Annotated in this window: 16 protein-coding genes; 12 read left to right on the top strand and 4 right to left on the bottom strand. The window is 37.8% G+C overall.

The annotated features are described in order from the left end of the window. Positions 1 to 52 precede the first annotated feature (52 nt). Both DK858_RS02035 and yajD read right to left on the bottom strand, forming a co-directional pair. Positions 53 to 1,759 carry a ShlB/FhaC/HecB family hemolysin secretion/activation protein gene (locus DK858_RS02035; protein WP_109396009.1) on the bottom strand — a complete coding sequence of 569 codons (1,707 nt, stop codon included), beginning with the start codon at positions 1,757 to 1,759 and terminating at the stop codon, positions 53 to 55. Positions 1,760 to 2,446: 687 nt separating this feature from the next. Then, positions 2,447 to 2,794: an HNH nuclease YajD gene (gene yajD / locus DK858_RS02030; RefSeq protein ID WP_069369463.1), complete on the bottom strand. Its 348-nt coding sequence runs from the start codon at positions 2,792 to 2,794 to the stop codon at positions 2,447 to 2,449. Between the two features lie 185 nt (positions 2,795 to 2,979). On the opposite strand from yajD, the gene DK858_RS02025 reads away from it, so the two are divergent. Continuing rightward, positions 2,980 to 3,513 (top strand): DUF2058 domain-containing protein, encoded by a 534-nt coding sequence (locus DK858_RS02025; RefSeq protein WP_109396008.1) that lies wholly within the window; start codon positions 2,980 to 2,982, stop codon positions 3,511 to 3,513. A gap of 103 nt (positions 3,514 to 3,616) precedes the next feature. After that, complete coding sequence (locus DK858_RS02020) at positions 3,617 to 4,099, top strand: cold-shock protein (RefSeq protein ID WP_109396007.1); 483 nt, start codon at positions 3,617 to 3,619, stop codon at positions 4,097 to 4,099. Between the two features lie 10 nt (positions 4,100 to 4,109). On the opposite strand, the gene DK858_RS02015 is transcribed toward DK858_RS02020, so the two are convergent. Next, positions 4,110 to 4,817: an RluA family pseudouridine synthase gene (locus DK858_RS02015; protein ID WP_109396006.1), complete on the bottom strand. Its 708-nt coding sequence runs from the start codon at positions 4,815 to 4,817 to the stop codon at positions 4,110 to 4,112. 124 nt (positions 4,818 to 4,941) lie between these two features. Between DK858_RS02015 and DK858_RS02010 the strand changes: the two genes are divergently transcribed. The 4 genes from DK858_RS02010 (at position 4,942) to DK858_RS01995 (ending at position 9,396) form a co-directional block, all read left to right on the top strand. Beyond that, positions 4,942 to 5,187: a DUF2543 family protein gene (locus DK858_RS02010; protein WP_109396005.1), complete on the top strand. Its 246-nt coding sequence runs from the start codon at positions 4,942 to 4,944 to the stop codon at positions 5,185 to 5,187. 196 nt (positions 5,188 to 5,383) lie between these two features. Next, entirely contained in the window at positions 5,384 to 6,124 is a 741-nt protein-coding gene (locus DK858_RS02005) for a MurR/RpiR family transcriptional regulator (protein WP_109396004.1), read from the top strand. A gap of 333 nt (positions 6,125 to 6,457) precedes the next feature. Beyond that, complete coding sequence (locus DK858_RS02000) at positions 6,458 to 8,014, top strand: PTS transporter subunit EIIC (RefSeq protein ID WP_109396003.1); 1,557 nt, start codon at positions 6,458 to 6,460, stop codon at positions 8,012 to 8,014. Between the two features lie 11 nt (positions 8,015 to 8,025). Beyond that, on the top strand, positions 8,026 to 9,396 hold the full coding sequence (locus DK858_RS01995; RefSeq protein ID WP_109396002.1) for a class-II fumarase/aspartase family protein: 1,371 nt from the start codon (positions 8,026 to 8,028) through the stop codon (positions 9,394 to 9,396). A 73-nt stretch (positions 9,397 to 9,469) separates the two neighbouring features. Here DK858_RS01995 and DK858_RS01990 read toward each other — a convergent pair whose 3' ends face one another. After that, positions 9,470 to 10,786: a sodium-dependent transporter gene (locus DK858_RS01990; RefSeq protein ID WP_109396001.1), complete on the bottom strand. Its 1,317-nt coding sequence runs from the start codon at positions 10,784 to 10,786 to the stop codon at positions 9,470 to 9,472. 924 nt (positions 10,787 to 11,710) lie between these two features. Here DK858_RS01990 and DK858_RS01980 point away from each other — a divergent pair. The 6 genes from DK858_RS01980 to DK858_RS01955 all read left to right on the top strand — a co-directional run bounded on the left by DK858_RS01980 (position 11,711) and on the right by DK858_RS01955 (position 17,443). Continuing rightward, positions 11,711 to 12,409, top strand: a complete 699-nt coding sequence (locus DK858_RS01980; RefSeq protein WP_109396000.1) for an N-acetylmannosamine-6-phosphate 2-epimerase — start codon at positions 11,711 to 11,713, stop codon at positions 12,407 to 12,409. Further along, entirely contained in the window at positions 12,406 to 13,275 is an 870-nt protein-coding gene (gene nanK / locus DK858_RS01975) for an N-acetylmannosamine kinase (protein ID WP_109395999.1), read from the top strand. The genes DK858_RS01980 and nanK overlap by 4 nt, the downstream gene beginning before the upstream one ends. A 51-nt stretch (positions 13,276 to 13,326) precedes the next feature. Next, positions 13,327 to 14,820 carry a sodium:solute symporter family protein gene (locus DK858_RS01970; protein WP_109395998.1) on the top strand — a complete coding sequence of 498 codons (1,494 nt, stop codon included), beginning with the start codon at positions 13,327 to 13,329 and terminating at the stop codon, positions 14,818 to 14,820. Positions 14,821 to 14,830: 10 nt separating this feature from the next. After that, the gene (gene nanQ, locus DK858_RS01965; protein ID WP_109395997.1) at positions 14,831 to 15,304 is read left to right on the top strand and encodes an N-acetylneuraminate anomerase; all 474 of its coding nucleotides are present in this window, start codon (positions 14,831 to 14,833) and stop codon (positions 15,302 to 15,304) included. 188 nt (positions 15,305 to 15,492) lie between these two features. After that, positions 15,493 to 16,380, top strand: a complete 888-nt coding sequence (locus DK858_RS01960; RefSeq protein ID WP_109395996.1) for a MurR/RpiR family transcriptional regulator — start codon at positions 15,493 to 15,495, stop codon at positions 16,378 to 16,380. A gap of 172 nt (positions 16,381 to 16,552) precedes the next feature. After that, the gene (locus tag DK858_RS01955) at positions 16,553 to 17,443 is read left to right on the top strand and encodes a dihydrodipicolinate synthase family protein (protein WP_109395995.1); all 891 of its coding nucleotides are present in this window, start codon (positions 16,553 to 16,555) and stop codon (positions 17,441 to 17,443) included. The last annotated feature ends 98 nt before the right edge of the window (positions 17,444 to 17,541 follow it).

Below are 17,541 nucleotides of genomic sequence, written 5' to 3'. Positions count from 1 at the left end.
AAAAAAAAGAGAAAGGATTAGTTAAACCAAGGGAATAACTGCCACAGAAAGACTAAATCTCTACATTAAGAGTAAAACCTGCGGTCGCACCTGAAGTATGGAACCCTTCGGGTTTATAAAGTGGTGTACCCACAAAAATGTCATAACTTATTCGAGACCATAGTGAGCCGCGTAAACCCAATGCTGTACCCGCTAATTGGTGTCCCACGAGGTAGCGTGTGTTTTGTCCTTCAACTCGACCATAGTCGATACCTAAATAGAGCTCTTGTCCTTGAGAAAACAGGTTCCACGCAATGTCATTGCGCCAAAGCAGGGCTTTTTCACCCGATAGGTTTTGCTCGCCATCAAAACCGCGCACGGTATAACGCCCACCAATCGCCATGCGGTCTTGTGGCGTTAACGCGTGTTGACTCCATTGACCACGTAATGAGGTGTTCCAGCGCCAAGGCTGCTTACCCAAAGAAAAAGGCTGATTAAAATTGATATCACCTAAAAACAGACCTGTTCTTGCACTGCCACTATCAGTTGCTTCTTCTGGTGCGGGCAATGCATGAAATGCCGCTGTACCTCGACGCCAGTTAATGTTGGTATCTAATGTAGAAGTACCGAAGTAACTGCGTTGATTGAGCCCAATTTCCCATCCCGCGGTACGACGATGTTGTTGGTCAATATCAATCTCATTGACGGCATTGGTCGAATGTTTACGATAAGCACGTATATTCAGGGTGGTTTTATGAAATTGATTACGGAATAGCAGTCGTGACACCGTAAATTGTGCATTGTCACTTTTGCCGCTATAACGAAGTACTTCATTAGCGTTAGGAATATTTTGGTGATAGGTATAATGGTTATAATTTGCGGAAAATGACCAATATCCTACGGGAATAAAATAATTAAACGTATATGAGCGATTACCAAAAGGACCATGATCAAAGTAATCTTTACTGATATTGGCATAGAACAGATCGTTTTGAGAGAAAGGTGCATCAATGGCCAATGTCGCCGAACCTAAATAACGGCCAGTGCTTTTTGAACCGCTATCATCTAACCCCAAACTTAGCCGTACAGGGCGCTGTTCTTGCCAACTCACCACTAAATCACTGGTGGCATCTTCTTTGCCGGGGACAATTTGAATATTTGCTGTGACATTCGGTACCCGTTTAAAATTTTCCAGCCCTTGTTCAATATCACGTAAGTTAATAATATTGCCTGATGATGTGGGGATCGCATTCCATAAACGAGCACGCCACGAGACATTATCTTCAAAACGAATGGTATCAATACGACCGGGTTGTAGTGTGAGCGTTAAATGACCTTGTGTAAGATCTTGCTCTTGTACCATAACTCGAGTGGTGACATAGCCTTTTGATAATATTTCATTTTGAATTTTGTTCACGACTAACAAAATACCCTGTCCACCAAGGCAATGATCTTTAGCGTCATTTACCGCTTTTAGTGCCCATTGGAAATCATGAGAAGCTTCGCCTTCAAGCGTAAGGGTATTAATCAAAAAACAGGGTTTTTCATTAAGAGGGTAGTCAGGAAGTTCGATATCTGAGTGAGAAAGACGAGTATCAACATTGGGTCTATTTTGCTGTTGTAATATTCGTTCACGTTCTTGTTGGCGCTGTTGTTCTCGAACATCAATCGACACGGCTTGTTCTGCCGGTGTAGGGGAAGTATATGGCTCTGCAATTAACGGAATAGATAAAAAATAAAAAAAGAACAGTCCCAATTTTAAATAACGTTGTTTATTCATTGTTTGAATAACTTCCTAATAATGCTAATTGTTAGCCAATAGTTTTATATATCAAGCAGTAATGAAATGGTGATGTTATTTATCGCTAATATATAAGAAGTAATGCCATAAATATTTAAAATAATAACTTAATTAGATTTTCCTTGGTTTTAATTTAGCTAAGTGAGTATGAAGAAATCAAGGTAATTTTGTATTGATTTGAAATTTTGAGATTTATTATATTGCTAATGAGTTTAAATTTATCTTATTGTTTTCTTATAAGTTAATAAACTATTTAAATAGTTTTCTTTTATGGTGTTCATAATTAATTGCACTTATTATTAATTTATTTAAGAAGTTATATAGAAATATTGAGATGTGATCCAATTAATATAAAGAAAACAAAGGTTTTTTTGATGTGGAGTGATTGGTTTTCTATTTAATAAATTGATTGTGTTTTCTAATGAAAATAACTCTTTAATGGTATTGGTTATCTGGTTATTTAAATGAATTTAATTTGCCAATTATTTTTTAATAAAATGAGTGTTAAAAACTTCATTATGATAATTAAATATGGATAAAATGTTGAGTGCTAGAATATAGGAAGGCTTACTGAAATAGATCAGTAAAAAGAGGAGCCTTACTATTTTTATTATATTCACTAAATCAACAGCGTTATTTTTATATTATTTGCAGATATTACTAATACTATTTTTTCTTATTGAGCATCGACTTTAAATCAGCAAAAGGATTATAGGTTGCTGCACCAATATCATCTTGTGCATCTTCACCGGCGATAACGGTTGTGCCGTATTGGTCTGCTTCGGTGTATTTAGAGTGTTCATGATCATGGCAAAATAGACACAATAACTCCCAGTTACTGCCGTCTTCTGGATTATTGGTATGGTCGTGATCAATATGATGAACGGTTAGTTCACGTAAGTTCGAGTAGACAAACTCGCGCGCACAACGTCCGCATACCCATGGGTAGATTTTCAGTGCTTTTTCACGGTAACCACTTTCTAAACGTGCATAGTTTTTTGGGATCAGAGCCATTATTAGTATTACCTGTTATAAGAGAAGATTTGGTGATAGTTTTTCCAATATACTCTAAATACACGGATAGGTTCAAATCTCACAAGGCCTATTTTTTCTAATAAACCACCAATCTTACAATCTGATGCACTCTTGGAAATTACAGGTATAATTTCAAAAATGATTGAGCAAATTTAGGCATAAAAATGGCAAAACTTACCTTACAAGAGCAGATGTTAAAAGCAGGGCTTGTGACTAGTAAAAAAATGGCAAAGGTCCAAAGAACGGCAAAAAAATCACGTGTTCAAGCGCGAGAAGCAAGAGAAGCCGTAGAAGAAAATAAAAAAGCCCAACTTGAGCGCGATAAACTGCTTAGTGAACAACAAAAACAAGCAGCTTTATCTAAAGAATATAAAGCGCAAGTTAAGCAACTGATTGAGATGAATAGAATTACGCCAGCAAAAGGTGATATTGATTTTAACTTCACTGACAATAATGTGATTAAAAACATCGTGGTGGATAAACTGACACAATCTCAATTGATTAGTGGGCGTCTTGCCATTGCTCGTCTGGATAGTGTAGGTAAAATGGAATACGCAATTATTCCAGCAAGTGTAGCGGATAAAATTACACAAAGAGATGTGGACTGTATCTTGTTAAATAACGCACTTAGCGAGACAGAACAAGATGAAGACGATCCTTATGCTGATTTTAAAATCCCAGATGATTTGATGTGGTAATAAGCAAAGTGCTTATTCGCTCACAGGCATAGTCTGTATAAGCATTGTGCTTTATACTGCATCAGGAAATTTTTGTAGATAAATGACTAAGTAGGCGATAATAATGGCAATGAACGGAATAATCACAAAGTGGTTTGAAGATAAAGGTTTTGGATTTATTAAAGATGAAAACGGTGATAACCGTTATTTTCATGTGATTAAAGTTGCCAACCCTGCTTTGATAAAGACAGATGCAAACGTCACGTTTGAACCAACCACAAATACTAAAGGCCTATCTGCTTACGCTGTGAAAGTGATCCCTGATAGCAAGTATGTTTATATTGCTGGTGAGCGAATTAAGTTAACATCCATTAAATCATTTCGAATTTATAGTGAGGAAGTATCTGCTGATACGCATATCAATAAAGAAAACACTGTACTTTCTGTCGGTACTTTAATGAATAGCATCAGACCTAAATCAGCGGATAATGCCAATAATATGCGCACGTTGAGAAAACTTGCGATCACCACAATGCACGGAACAGAAATTGTTTTTACTGAAGATGAACTTGATATCGATGAAACAGTAAAAGCGCTTAAACTGTAAATCTTGTGATTTAAAACGGGCTCTCACTGCACGCTTTTATTGGCACTTGGCTAATGGGGTGAATAAAATGAAGTTCACTTGCATGAAGCATAAGTCGTTGAGTCCGTTTAGTTTCTTTAATTAAACCTCCGTCATACTCACCATATAAATCACAACCTAAAATAGGATGCCCGATAAACTGGCTGTGAATACGAAGTTGATGAGTTCTCCCTGTTTCAGGCGTGAATTGTACGCGAGTTAAAGGCAATAATGTTCCATCTTCTAATGTATGATAAAAACGCTCAATAACCTGATAACGAGAGCGTGCAGGCTTGCCATTAACAGGGCAAATCGACATACGCGGAAACAGAGCCGGATTTTTTGCTATTGGCGCATCGATTATTCCTTCATTCTCATCTATATGTCCACACAGTAGTGCGTTGTATACTTTGGTTACAGTACGCTGGCTAAATTGCTGACACAAAAGAGCATTGATTGACTTATTGCGTGCCACAACCATTAACCCAGATGTGCCAAAATCAAGTCGATGAACAAGAGTACATTCAGGAAATAGCTTCACTAATCGATAATGTACTGAGTCGATATTTTGTGGATTTTTTCCTGATAAGCTCAATAGCCCTGTCGGTTTATTGATAAGTATTAAGTGCTCGTCTTGATAAAGGATCTCGATCTCATCATGGCAAGGTGGGGCAATAAAAGTATCGATAATCGTAGACATCAGCTTATCCGCAAAAAAGAAGAGAGTGGATGATAGCGAATTTTAGGTTATCAGGCGAATGTAGAGATATACTCTTATTAATTTAAGTATGACGAATATAAACGTTAATTCTTGGGAACAACTTATGAACAATGAAATTCACTTTAAATATTATGATATGGTTGAAGAGTATGCGATGGAATCGATAGAGCCTGTTGCGAAGACAGAAGAAGATGCGCTTGCTCTCTATTTCCAGTTGCTACTCACCCGATTAATGAATAATGAAGAGATTAGTGAGAGCGCTCAGCAAGAGATGGCAGAAGAAGCGGGTATTGATAAAAAACGCATTGATGATATCGCCATGTTTCTTAATCGTTGGGGTAATGAATAACACGTATTGGGTTCATTAAATATGGGCCCAATATTATCCTATTTCACAAATTATCACTCTGCTCCTACATAACTGTATGATTTAACGTATACTCATTATGCACTTTATTTCACATAAACTCGCAGAAAGAACAGAACTGCTTTTTTGATGTTAGTTGTTTTCATAGAATGCTTTAGATGAATTTATTGGGTGAGATATGCTGGATTTTTTAAAAAATTATGACAATTTAACGATCAGCGAAAAAAAAGTATTAAAATATCTCACCGATAATATTGCGGATATTCCGTATTTAAATATTAATGATCTGGTCGCCAAAACCTTTGTATCAAAAACGGTGATCATTAATTTATCGCAAAAATTAGGATTTAGTGGATTTAAAGAGCTTAAATTCCAAATTAATAATTATATTTTGACCAGAAATAAAGTCGAAAAGACTAATGTGGCGTCTTATAAAAAACAGTTAGAAAAAAACATTCATAAAACATTTACCTTAATTAACGAAGAACAAATTCAGGAGTGTGCAAAAACCTTACGCCATTCTAGGAATATTTTTATTGTTGCAAGAGGCACAAGCAAAGCCGTAGGGTATTATCTTGAACACCTATTGTTTGCATTAGGTCTACATTGCTTTTTTATTAATGATTACAACTTATCTGACTCGTTTACGCGTCTTGTTAATGAAGATGACACGGTTATCTTTATCTCCCTTTCTGGGGGAACCAAGAAAATCATTGAGACAGCAAAAATTGTGCAGTTAAAAGATGCCAATATCATTAGCATGACAGCATTTAATACTAATGAATTAACTAGTTACGCAACACATGCTCTATTTTGTTTTGCAGATAATCATGATACAAAAAAAGATGATACCAAATCCCGCATTGGCTTTTTTATGCTGGTAGATTTATTAATTAATGAGCTGGAAAATCTACTTTAAAAAGAGATAACATCATCTATATGATTTATTAAATCCTCTTTTAATTATTAAAGCGTGAATAGTATTAATATATCCCGTTAGAATAATCATCATTTATTCTAAAATAGTCTTTCTTTTCAATCTTACTTCTCTGTTCTCAAATAAATATTATTTAATAGAATAAAATCATTTATTCATCATTATTGATTAATTTGAACATTAATAAAAAGACCTAAGTCATAAGTTGTGACCTGAGATAATATTTAAAACCAGCGCGTCATTCATTTCCTATAATCCCTAAGATAGAGTACCTCGGTAATTCTTTTATATTCGAGAAGTCATAAGGAAAAAAATATGGCCAGGAAAAAGTTCAGCGAATCTATTCAGCGCTTTGGTAGAACTCTACTTCTACCTATCGGCGTATTGGCACCTATTGGTATGATCTTAGGGATCAGCGGTGCTTTAGTTCAGTCTTATATGATTGCACGCTTTCCTTTTTTAGGGAATGAAACAGTCAATGCTTTATTAGTGAGTATCCGTTCTATTGCTGGTGTTGTGTTTGACAATATACCTCTCTTATTTGCAATGGGTGTGGCGTATGGTATGAGCCACAAAGATAAGGGGATCGCGGTCTTTGCCTCTGTTGTCGGCTATTTAACCTTGATAAGTACTATCAATATCTGGCTGGTATTGACTGGAAAACTTGCTGATCCTGCGATTATGACACAGGTGGGGCAAATCAAGGTACTTGGTATACAAACCATGAATATCAGTGCCGCGGGAGGAATTATCACGGGATTAATTGCCGCATGGGCAACGGATAAATTCTATAACCTTGAATTACCAACGGCATTTGCCTTTTTCTCAGGGAAAAAATCTGTCGCCATTATTATGGTCGGACTGATGATTGGCGTAGGAGCATTATTGCCATTTATTTGGGAAGTCTTAGTCATGGGCTTAACTAAGCTCTCGGCTGTCTTCTTAAGTCCTGTAGGACCGTTCTTTACCGCAGGTGGTGAGCGTCTATTTATCCCATTTGGTTTACACCACGTCTGGAACGTTTTATTTAGATTTACCGAAGCGGGTGGTTCTTATGTGATTGATGGGCAAACCTATGTAGGTGTTGTTCCAGCAATGACAGAAGTGTTATTTAACCAAGGACCAAGTAGTGAATATTGGGCAATGATGCCAAGCCTGACACGTTTTATGGCTCAGCAGCAGATGCTAGTGACACTGTTCCTGTTCCCTGCAATTGCATTAGCGATTTATAAAACTTCGAAAAAAGAGAATCGTGCTGAAGTTAAGTCGATGCTGGTAACGATGGTCTTAACTGCCATGTTAGGTAACGTCACAGAACCTCTTGAATTTACCTTCGTCTTTATCGCACCGTTACTTTATTTAATTTATGCGATTATCGTCGGTATTGGTGCCGTTCTGCTCTCTTTTGCGGGTGTAGCGATCGGTTATATCCGAGGCACAGTCTTTGACTTCACTATCTTTGGTTTACTGTACGAACACACTAACTGGATCTTCTTAGTGCTGATTGGTAGCGGACTGGCTGTTGTGACCTACTTCATTTTCTACTGGGCTATCGTCAAATTTGATATCAAAACGCCAGGTAGAGAAGAATCAAGCAATATGAAAAATACGCTAATCAAAGAAAAACGTTATGGCGAAATTGCAGAAATTTTAATCCAAGCGTTAGGTGGCAAACAAAATATTCGTAATGTTGATAACTGTATTACACGATTACGTATCGATATTAATGAAGTTAATCAAATAGATAAAGAATTAATGTTGGAGTCTGGATGTACAGCATTCTTCTTTCCGGCAGCAAACCATGTCCATGTCGTTTATGGCCCTAAAGTCGAATTTGTTCGTAATGCTGTTGATGAAGCAATGAAGAAATAAAAGGATACATGATGAGAGCGTTATACGATTCTAAAAGCAAAACAATCGACGATCGCGGTATAAAAAATCTGCTGTCCAATGAAGCTAAATATTCAACTTGGTTGATGTTTGAAGCAATGTTAGCGCAAGCACAAGCTGAATACGGTTTTATTCCACAGTCTGCCGCAGATGAAATTAAAGAAAAGGCGATTATTGAGAATATTGATTTTGAAGAGATGAACCGTATTTATCAAAAAATCGGTCATGGTTTTGTGCCTTTCTTAAAAGTCTTGGTGAATGCATGCTCTGAAGAGAGTGGTAAATATGTGCACTACGGCATTACCACTCAAAATATACAGCAAAGTTCACAGCTGTATATGATGAAAACTGTACACAACAAATTTATGTTGTTGTTAAGCGAAATCATCGAAAACTTATCTAATCTCGCCGAAAGAACCAAACATATGGTAATGGCAGGTAGAACGCACGGTCGTCATGCTATTCCGATTACTTACGGCTATAAAGTGTCGGTTTGGATCAGTGATTTTATTGATTGCTACCAACGAATGAAAGAGAGTGAAAAGCGTGTATTCACTATCATGATGGGGGGCGCAGTAGGTGCTTTTAACTCAATGCCTGAAGTGGGGATGAAAGTACAAAAACGCGTTGCTGAATTAGTGGGTATGCAAGCGATGGAAGTTCCATCACGTAACCTAAGTACGCATAAATTAGAGTACATGATGAACTTGGCATTGATGGCAAATATCTGCCATAAAATTGGTGAAGAAGTTTATAGCACCACGTTAGAAGAGATTGCAGAGGTTTCTGAAGGATTTACCAAAGGTACTGTGGGGAGTAGCACGATGCCCCATAAAATTAATCCAAAATTAGCGAAAGGAATTATTGCTAACTCACAGAAACTGTACTCATTACCTAATGTGGGGATGTACTCTGCGGTAAGACCTTATGAAGGTGACAGCAGTTCTTATATGTTATTCGATGGTTTAATTGAAGAAGCATTAGAATTAACAACAGAAATTCTATTAAGAACGGAAGAGCTTTCAAGAACCATTGTTCCTCATGAAGAGAGAATGCTACATAACGTGATGAGAAATAAGGGATTAGATAATACCGAATACGTTATGATGAAAATGGCAGAAAAATTAGGTAAAGATAAAGCGCATTCACTGTTATATGAAGAAGCTATTAAAACCGCAGCCGATGGTGAGGATTTTTACACTAACCTAATGAAGAATGAAATTATTAGCGCTACCTTTAATGCAGATGAAATTAAAGCAATGCTAGATCCTCGTTCTTATATCGGCTTATCCGTTGAACTTGCTGAAAAAGAAGCAAAACGTGGGTTAGCGATTTCTCAAGAAATTAAACAGAGTTATAAATAAAATTATCAAGTATCTATAAGTATCCGTTAATTAAAGAGTCACTCATTCGAGTGACTCTTTTTTGTATGGATAATTAACCAATCAATCCATGCACTAAAATAATACCGATACAAATTGGACCAATATAACGCCATACCAATAATAAGCTTTGACGTTTTAAGCCCGTGATATTTTCAGGGATAAATGCATTCGCTCTACGTGACCAACCAAAGATTAAACACATTGCAATACCAAATAGAGGCATCAAAATATTAGAAGTCAGGTAATCCAATACATCGAAGACGGTTTTGCCCCCCAGAGTCACGTCACTCATCGGTCCGAAAGATAATGAAACAGGAATACCCATCAACATAATAGAGGCGGTAACGACTAAGCCAGCACGGCGACGAGTCCATTGAAAACGCATCTGCACATAAGCGACGATATGCTCCAGTAATGAAATTGCAGAGGTTAACGCCGCCATTAATAACAAGACAAAGAAAGTCACTGCTAAAATATTACCACCGGGCAAGTTGGCAAAATAAACTGGCATCGTCATAAAGGTTAAACCTGGGCCAGCATTGGGTTCTAAGCCTGCGGCAGATAATGCAGGGAAGATCATTAATCCGGCAAGTACACACACCATACAAGACAGAATAACGACCCACATACTGGAGTTAGCGATACCTTTATTATCTGCTAAATAAGCACTATAAGTGATGTGAATACCTAAACCGATAGACAGTGAGAAGAAGGCTAATCCTAATGCATCTAATACGCCTTGAGGTGTTAACTTACTGAAATCAGGATATAAGAATAATTTTAAACCTTCAGAAGAACCCGGTAAGCTGATGCCAACAATAATCAATAAAATCATAATGATAAATAACAGTGGCATCATGATTTTAACGGCTTTTTCTAACCCGCGCTGTACACCAGCTAAAACCACAAAGCAGGTTAATCCTGCAAAGGTAAGGTGAGCCAAAATAGGCCATAAAGGATCACTAATAAAGCGGGTAAAAATACCTGTTAATTCAGCGCTATCAGTAATATTCAACTGACCTGTTGCCGCCATAACGGTATAGCCAATTGTCCAACCACCGACAACACTATAGAAACTATAAATACACCATGAACTGAATACACCAATAACGCCAATGATGACCCAATTGCGTCCCATCATTTTTTTAAATGCGTTAACGGCTTCAGCGTGTGTGCTACTACCCAAAATATTTTCAGCCAGTAATACCGCAAGTCCGATTACAAAACTAAATAATAAGAAGACGATTAAGAATGCGCCTCCCCCATTACTGGCGGCAACATAAGAAAACTTCCAGATTGCGCCAATACCGATTGCAGAGCCTGCGGCTGCTAAGATATGGCCGATTCGTGATGTCCATTGTTGGCTCATTTTTCCCCCTGTTGAATCATGTGTGTTATGGAGGTCATTGCCAAACAGTAGGTTGTTGGTAAGTTACTGCAACTTTTAATCCTTGTGGTGAAACTATACATCATAGAACTCCCCTAAAAACAGCTCCACCAGAAGGCTACAGACAAAAAAGCCACCTTGCTGGTGGCTTTTGCAAAAGATGAATAAGCTTAGCCACCTAACGAAGTAGTAGGTTTAGGCTTAGTAGTCGTAAAATGTTGACATGTGCTTTCATTCTTTTGCTCTTTATTGATATGAATATGGTTAAATGCAGTGATTTTGTGGATGTCACTGCTAACGCGACCCTTTTTTTATATCACAAAAATAAATTAAAGAAAGCTCTATTTTTAAAATAAGTGCTAATCAGCGAGGTTTATCTTTCTTGTTATTAGGGCTAATTTTAAAAAAATACACAATTGGAAGCTAAGTCAATTTTTATGAAGAAGGCAGGTAATAAATGTTATTGCAGAGAATGTTTTATTAAATTTTTAGTTATATATAAATTTAATAACTTTAAAGTGGAATATGATTATATCCAAATATATGCGACGCCATAAAATATAATAATAAAAAACGTAATTATAAGTATAACCTCGCTTGTTCTTATCAAAGCAACAGTACTTTCACTCCTTAATATTGAAGTTGGCGATATGGCTGTAAGCCTTCTCAGTGATGATTGTCAGATGTTCCATTTCTAATTTAAGTTAAGCAAAGCAGAATAAATAAGAGAAAGCGTGGTGTGAACATCATTCCACACTTTATTTTATATATTTATCAATCAGTTACAAGGTGCTGGTTATTGTTTGATCTTCTTCACAAATTACTGTTTTTCTATTTGAGAAATTAAACTCCGTAAAATATTATTATTTGGAGTTACATTTCAAAAGAGAGGGCAGTGAGTTCAAAATGGCGCTAATTGAAAAGATGACTAAAGATATTCAACAAAAAGGTGGATTAATTGTGTCTTGCCAGCCTGTTGATAATAGCCCAATGGATAAGCCAGAGATTGTTGCAGCAATGGCTCAAGCAGCGGTAAATGCGGGAGCAGTCGCTGTGCGTATTGAGGGGATTGATAACTTAAGAGCAACTCGTCCTCTTATTGATGTACCGATTATTGGCATTGTAAAGCGTGATTTACCTGATAGCCCCGTGAGGATCACTCCGTGGCTTAGTGATATTGATGACTTGGTTAAAGCAGGCGCCGATATTATTGCTTTTGATGGTACTGATCGTGTGCGTCCTGTACCCGTGAAAACGTTATTAGCTCATATTCATCGTTCAGGGAAATTGGCGATGGCAGATTGTGCCACCTTTGAGGAAGGTATGTATTGCCAACAGTTGGGCACTGAATTTATTGGTTCAACAATGTCGGGTTATACCGGTGGCGAAATACCAGAATTGCCAGATTTACCGCTGGTTACTGCATTGGCTGAAAAGGGATGTCGAGTGATTGCTGAAGGGCGTTATAACACACCAATGATAGCTGCAAGAGGAATGCAAGCAGGTGCTTGGGCCGTTACGGTAGGCTCTGCATTAACCCGCCTTGAGTATGTCTGTGACTGGTTTGTTCGGGCATTAAAGTGGCAGCAGGAGTTAGATAAATGAATACATTAGCAATTGATATTGGAGGAACCAAGATCTCGGCAGCATTAATTAGCCGAGATAACCAATTAACACAACGTACTCAGATAGCTACACCAGCAAGTGCATCACCAACGCAGCTTTATGACGCCTTAGTTGCTATTACTACGCCACTAAAAAGTTATGCAGATAGCATTGCTGTCGCATCAACAGGGATTATTTGTAATGGCATTTTGACCGCATTGAATCCTGATAATTTAGGTGGGCTAAAAGATTTTCCTTTAAAAGAAACACTCTTTGAACTCACAGGATTACCTTGTTGGCTACTCAACGATGCTCAAGCAGCGACATGGGCTGAATATGATCATCGTCGTGAAACGATATCTGATATGGCATTTATCACCGTATCAACAGGTGTTGGTGGTGGTGTTATCCAGCAAGGACAACTTTTTACAGGAAAACGAGGTATTGCTGGTCATTTAGGTCACACGCTTGCCGATCCTGATGGTCCGCTTTGTGGTTGTGGTCGCTATGGCTGTGTTGAAGCTATTGCTTCTGGTCGTGCAATTGCGTCGCAAGCGACTCAGGAACTTGCTGGAAAAGATGCAAAAGCGATTTTTGCTGCCTTTCATCAAGGAAACTCACAAGCAAAAGCTATTATTGAACGTTCAGCAAACACCATTGCAAATTTGGTGACCGATATTAAAGCAATAACGGATGCTGATTGTGTCGTTCTTGGGGGAAGTGTCGGGCTGGCAAAGGGATATATCGAACTTGTTCAAGCCGCCCAATTAAAACAACCAGTCGCATTACAAGTGCCAATATTATCGGCTCATTATCATCATGATGCCGGGCTTTGGGGCGCTGTCCTTTGGGCTAGAGAGCAATAAAAGAACTGTCGAAAAAATTACCTTTTACCCTATATATGGCAGGACTACAAAATGCAATTACATGATTTTGGTTTTATTAACTATGCAGTGTTGTTTGGTTATTTGGCGGCTATGTTACTCGTCGGTGTTTATTTCTCTAAACGCCAAAAAACAGCAGATGATTATTTTCGTGGAGGAGGGCGAGTTCCTGGTTGGGCCGCAGGGATTTCTGTCTTTGCGACCACTTTAAGTTCCATTACTTTTATGTCAATCCCAGCAAAAGCCTATACCTCTGACTGGACCTTTATAATCGGACAATACTTGGGCATTATTATTTTGCCTTTAGTTTTTTATTTTTATATTCCTTTCTTTAGAAAATTAAAAATCACTTCGGCTTATGAATATTTAGAAGCACGTTTTGATATACGCAGTCGTTTATTTGCCAGCCTTTCATTTATGTTATTTCATATTGGACGAGTTGCCATTATTACTTATTTAACCGTGCTTGCTTTACGTCCTTTTATGGGCATTGACCCTGTTGTTTTAATCGTACTGATTAGCTTGCTCTGTATTATTTATACTTGGATGGGCGGAATTGAAGGCGTTATTTGGACTGACGTTATTCAAGGATTATTGCTTTCAGGTGGCGCTGTTCTTATTTTTATTATGATCTGCTTTAAAGTTGATGGCGGAATTGGTGAAATTTTCACGGTGACATCACAAGCCGATAAATTCTTTCCTACGACTCAATTACGTTGGAGTTGGACTGATAGCACTATTCCTGTTTTGATGATCGGATTTTTATTCGCGAATATTCAACAGTTTACAGCAAGTCAGGATGTTGTGCAGCGTTATATTGTGACGGATTCTATTGAAGAAACAAAACGTACACTAATCACAAATGCGAAATTAATTGCCACTATTCCTATCTTTTTCTTTGCTATTGGGTCTGCCTTGTTTGTGTATTACAAACAGAATCCTAATTTTTTACCTGAAGGTTTTAATACCGGGGGAATTTTACCTCTGTTCGTTGTGACTGAATTACCTGTTGGTATTGCTGGATTAATTATTGCCGCTATTTTTGCTGCAGCTCAATCTAGTATTTCGAGTAGCTTAAACAGTATCTCAAGTTGTTTTAACTCTGATATTTACACTCGTTTAAGTAAATCTGAACGCAGTGCCGAACAAAAAATGAAAGTCGCAAGATTAGTTATTATTGTTGCCGGTGTCTTCAGTAGCTTAGCAGCAATCTGGTTAGTTTTATCTGATGAATCCGAAATTTGGGATGCCTTTAATAGCCTGCTTGGTTTAATGGGTGGCCCAATGACAGGTTTGTTTATGCTAGGTATTTTTGTTAAACGCGCGAATGCAGGTAGCGCAGTTGTCGGGATCATTGTCAGTATTATTGCCGTCTTAGTTGCACGTTATGGCAGTGATCTTAATTTCTTCTTTTACGGAGTGATTGGCGCAATGTCTGTTGTTATTGCGGGAGCAATTACCGCACCGCTTTTCGCATCAGCAAAACAAATTTCATTAGATGATAGTGAAACGTCAGGAAATGAATAGGGAATAATCTATGTTATTTGGATATATATCCGATTTGGCTACGATGCCAGAAATGAATCCCGCGTTGCGTGACGCGATGGAAAAAGCATTAACACTTGATCCTGCTTCACTTGCTCCGGGTAGTTATAAAATTGATGGTGAAACGTTATTTATGAATGTGATGACGTTTGAAACGCAGCCTCGGGAACAGAAGCGAGCTGAATTACATCAGCGTTATATTGATATTCAAATATTGCTTAGTGGTGAAGAAATTATTGATTTTGGTATACAGGGATCAGCTCAAGATGTGACACCTTATAATGAGGCTGATGATTATCAACTAACCGATACAATAATTGGTCAACAGACCTTAGCGCTAACCCCAAATATGTTTGCTGTTTTTATGCCTTATGAACCTCATAAACCAGGAATTTCGGCTGAAATGGGAGCAAATACACTGAAGAAAGTTGTTGTTAAGCTAGATGTTTCCGTATTGACTGACTAACAATGACTGTTTTTATTAAGCGCTTTATTTCTGATGTATCAGTACGTTGTAAACTGATGACATTGAGGAATAAAGCGTTTTTTATTATCACATTATTGTATTAGCAAGGCTTTTTTTAACCGGTTGGAATTGGTACTCTTGTTGGCAGAATTTTTCCCGTGTATCTTCTGCAACCAAGGATAATCTCCATGACAGAACAGGCAACGACCCGATTAAAACCGGGTAAAATACTTGATACGCTAGGCGCAATGAAAAATAGCCTAACGCGAGTATCACAGCGTATTGCAGACTATATCCTGTTTCATCCTACAGAAGTTACTCAGCTCTCTATTGCTCAACTTTCACAAGCGACAAAAGCAGGTGAAGCAACTGTTGTGCGCTTTTGTCGTACATTGGGTTATAAAGGGTTTCAAGATTTTAAAATGGATTTGGCGATTGAAATGGCGACCTCTGATAATGAAGAGTCACCTATTCTGGATGCAGAAGTAACCCATCAAGACGATATCCATACCATTGGCTTAAAACTTCAAGCAACGATTAATAACGTACTATCAGAGACATTGAATCTGCTCGATATGAAGCAAGTTCAATATGCTGTAAATGCTTTATTATCTGCAAATTATATTTTTATTTGTGGTGTAGGTTCTTCAGGAATTACAGCCGAAGATTTAAAAAATAAGCTTATGCGAATTGGTTATCGTGTTGATGCTGTTACAAATAACCACTTTATGTATATGCAAGCATCGTTATTAAAACCAGGTGATGTTGCTATTGGAATTAGCCATTCAGGTAATTCTTCTGAAACTGTTCATGCTCTTAAATTAGCTAAAGAAGCTGGAGCGAGCACGATCGCGTTGACTCATAATTTAGGCTCACAAATTATGGAGTATGCTGATCACTATTTAATTAATGGTAACCGACAAGGGAAACTGCAAGGTGACTCTATTGGTACAAAAACAGCACAGCTCTTTGTATTAGATCTTCTTTATACGTTATTAGTGCAAGCTCAGCCTGACATGGTTAAAGAGCAAAAATTACGAACATTGAATGCGCTACAACAGACTCATTCCTCATAAGTTTATCTCTACATTGTGTGTTCTTTAGTGGAAATTGGCTAAAGATCACACTTTCATTTTTCTCTTCCTTTAATGCTGATTTCGTTATTGCGTTCTGAAGTATTGCTCCTTAATATAGAGTTAAGCTCCATAAAAATATCACAAAAGAAATTAACCTCCAAAGGAAGTTATCATGAACAAACTCTCTGGGCTGATTGCCGCACCTCATACTCCTTTTGCAGCAGATGGAAGCGTTAATTACCCTGTCATTGATGAAATAGCAGAACACCTAATTGCAAGCGGTGTGACAGGTGCTTATGTATTAGGAACAACAGGTGAAGGTATTCATTGTTCTGTTGAAGAACGTAAGAAAGTGGCTGAACGTTGGGTTAATGCCAGTCAAGGTAAGCTTGATCTTATTATTCATACAGGTGCACTCAGTATTGCTGATACAGTAGAACTTACTCGCCATGCTGAAACACTAGATATCAAAGCAACATCCGTTATTGGTCCTTGTTTCTTTAAACCGGGCAATGTTGATGATCTTGTTGAATATTGTCGTCTGGCTGCAACTAGCGCCCCATCTAAAGGTTTTTATTATTATCACTCCACCATGTCAGGCTTAAATATTGATATGGAAAAATTCCTACAAGCCGCGGGGAAAGTGATCCCAAATCTATCAGGTATGAAATTTAACTCCCCTGATATGTATGAATTCCAGCGTTGCTTACGTGTAGATGGCGGAAAGTATGACGTTCCATTTGGTGTTGATGAATTTATTCCTGCGGGATTAGCCTGCGGTGCATCAAGTGCTGTCGGCAGTACATATAACTATGCTGCACCATTATACCTTGAAATTATTGAGAAATTTAAAGCCGGTGATCATGAAGGCGTTACAGCTTGCATGGATAAAGTGATTGCGATTATTCGTGTGTTAGTCGAATACGGTGGTGTTGCAGCAGGAAAAGTGGCGATGCAACTACATGGTATTGATGTGGGTGATCCTCGTCGTCCATTACGCCCAATGACGGCAGCTCAAAAAGCCGATGCATTAGCGAAGTTTAAAGCGGCTAATTTTCTGTAATCCATTTAGTTTTAATTGAATTATTTATAGATAGACTCATCTTTTAACATCACTCCCCCTTTGATGTGACAGTGGCTTTCAGAAGAAAGCCACTTTTT

Origin of the sequence: Proteus faecis (assembly GCF_003144395.1) — a bacterium.
In the GTDB taxonomy this organism is placed as follows: Bacteria; Pseudomonadota; Gammaproteobacteria; order Enterobacterales; family Enterobacteriaceae; genus Proteus; species Proteus faecis.
Note: the sequence above shows the minus strand (reverse complement) of the source record. Positions and strands in the feature narration are given on the sequence as shown.

What these genes read in the sequence shown, in the direction of transcription:
- DK858_RS01980 (WP_109396000.1), top strand. Translation starts at nt 11,711, where the DNA reads ATGGCGCTAATTGAAAAGATGACTAAAGATATTCAACAAAAAGGTGGA.
- DK858_RS01970 (WP_109395998.1), top strand. Translation starts at nt 13,327, where the DNA reads ATGCAATTACATGATTTTGGTTTTATTAACTATGCAGTGTTGTTTGGT.
- DK858_RS02020 (WP_109396007.1), top strand. Translation starts at nt 3,617, where the DNA reads ATGGCAATGAACGGAATAATCACAAAGTGGTTTGAAGATAAAGGTTTT.
- yajD (WP_069369463.1), bottom strand. Translation starts at nt 2,794, where the DNA reads ATGGCTCTGATCCCAAAAAACTATGCACGTTTAGAAAGTGGTTACCGT.
- DK858_RS02025 (WP_109396008.1), top strand. Translation starts at nt 2,980, where the DNA reads ATGGCAAAACTTACCTTACAAGAGCAGATGTTAAAAGCAGGGCTTGTG.
- DK858_RS01960 (WP_109395996.1), top strand. Translation starts at nt 15,493, where the DNA reads ATGACAGAACAGGCAACGACCCGATTAAAACCGGGTAAAATACTTGAT.
- DK858_RS01995 (WP_109396002.1), top strand. Translation starts at nt 8,026, where the DNA reads ATGAGAGCGTTATACGATTCTAAAAGCAAAACAATCGACGATCGCGGT.
- DK858_RS02015 (WP_109396006.1), bottom strand. Translation starts at nt 4,817, where the DNA reads ATGTCTACGATTATCGATACTTTTATTGCCCCACCTTGCCATGATGAG.
- DK858_RS01955 (WP_109395995.1), top strand. Translation starts at nt 16,553, where the DNA reads ATGAACAAACTCTCTGGGCTGATTGCCGCACCTCATACTCCTTTTGCA.
- nanQ (WP_109395997.1), top strand. Translation starts at nt 14,831, where the DNA reads ATGTTATTTGGATATATATCCGATTTGGCTACGATGCCAGAAATGAAT.
- DK858_RS01990 (WP_109396001.1), bottom strand. Translation starts at nt 10,786, where the DNA reads ATGAGCCAACAATGGACATCACGAATCGGCCATATCTTAGCAGCCGCA.
- DK858_RS02010 (WP_109396005.1), top strand. Translation starts at nt 4,942, where the DNA reads ATGAACAATGAAATTCACTTTAAATATTATGATATGGTTGAAGAGTAT.
- nanK (WP_109395999.1), top strand. Translation starts at nt 12,406, where the DNA reads ATGAATACATTAGCAATTGATATTGGAGGAACCAAGATCTCGGCAGCA.
- DK858_RS02005 (WP_109396004.1), top strand. Translation starts at nt 5,384, where the DNA reads ATGCTGGATTTTTTAAAAAATTATGACAATTTAACGATCAGCGAAAAA.
- DK858_RS02000 (WP_109396003.1), top strand. Translation starts at nt 6,458, where the DNA reads ATGGCCAGGAAAAAGTTCAGCGAATCTATTCAGCGCTTTGGTAGAACT.
- DK858_RS02035 (WP_109396009.1), bottom strand. Translation starts at nt 1,759, where the DNA reads ATGAATAAACAACGTTATTTAAAATTGGGACTGTTCTTTTTTTATTTT.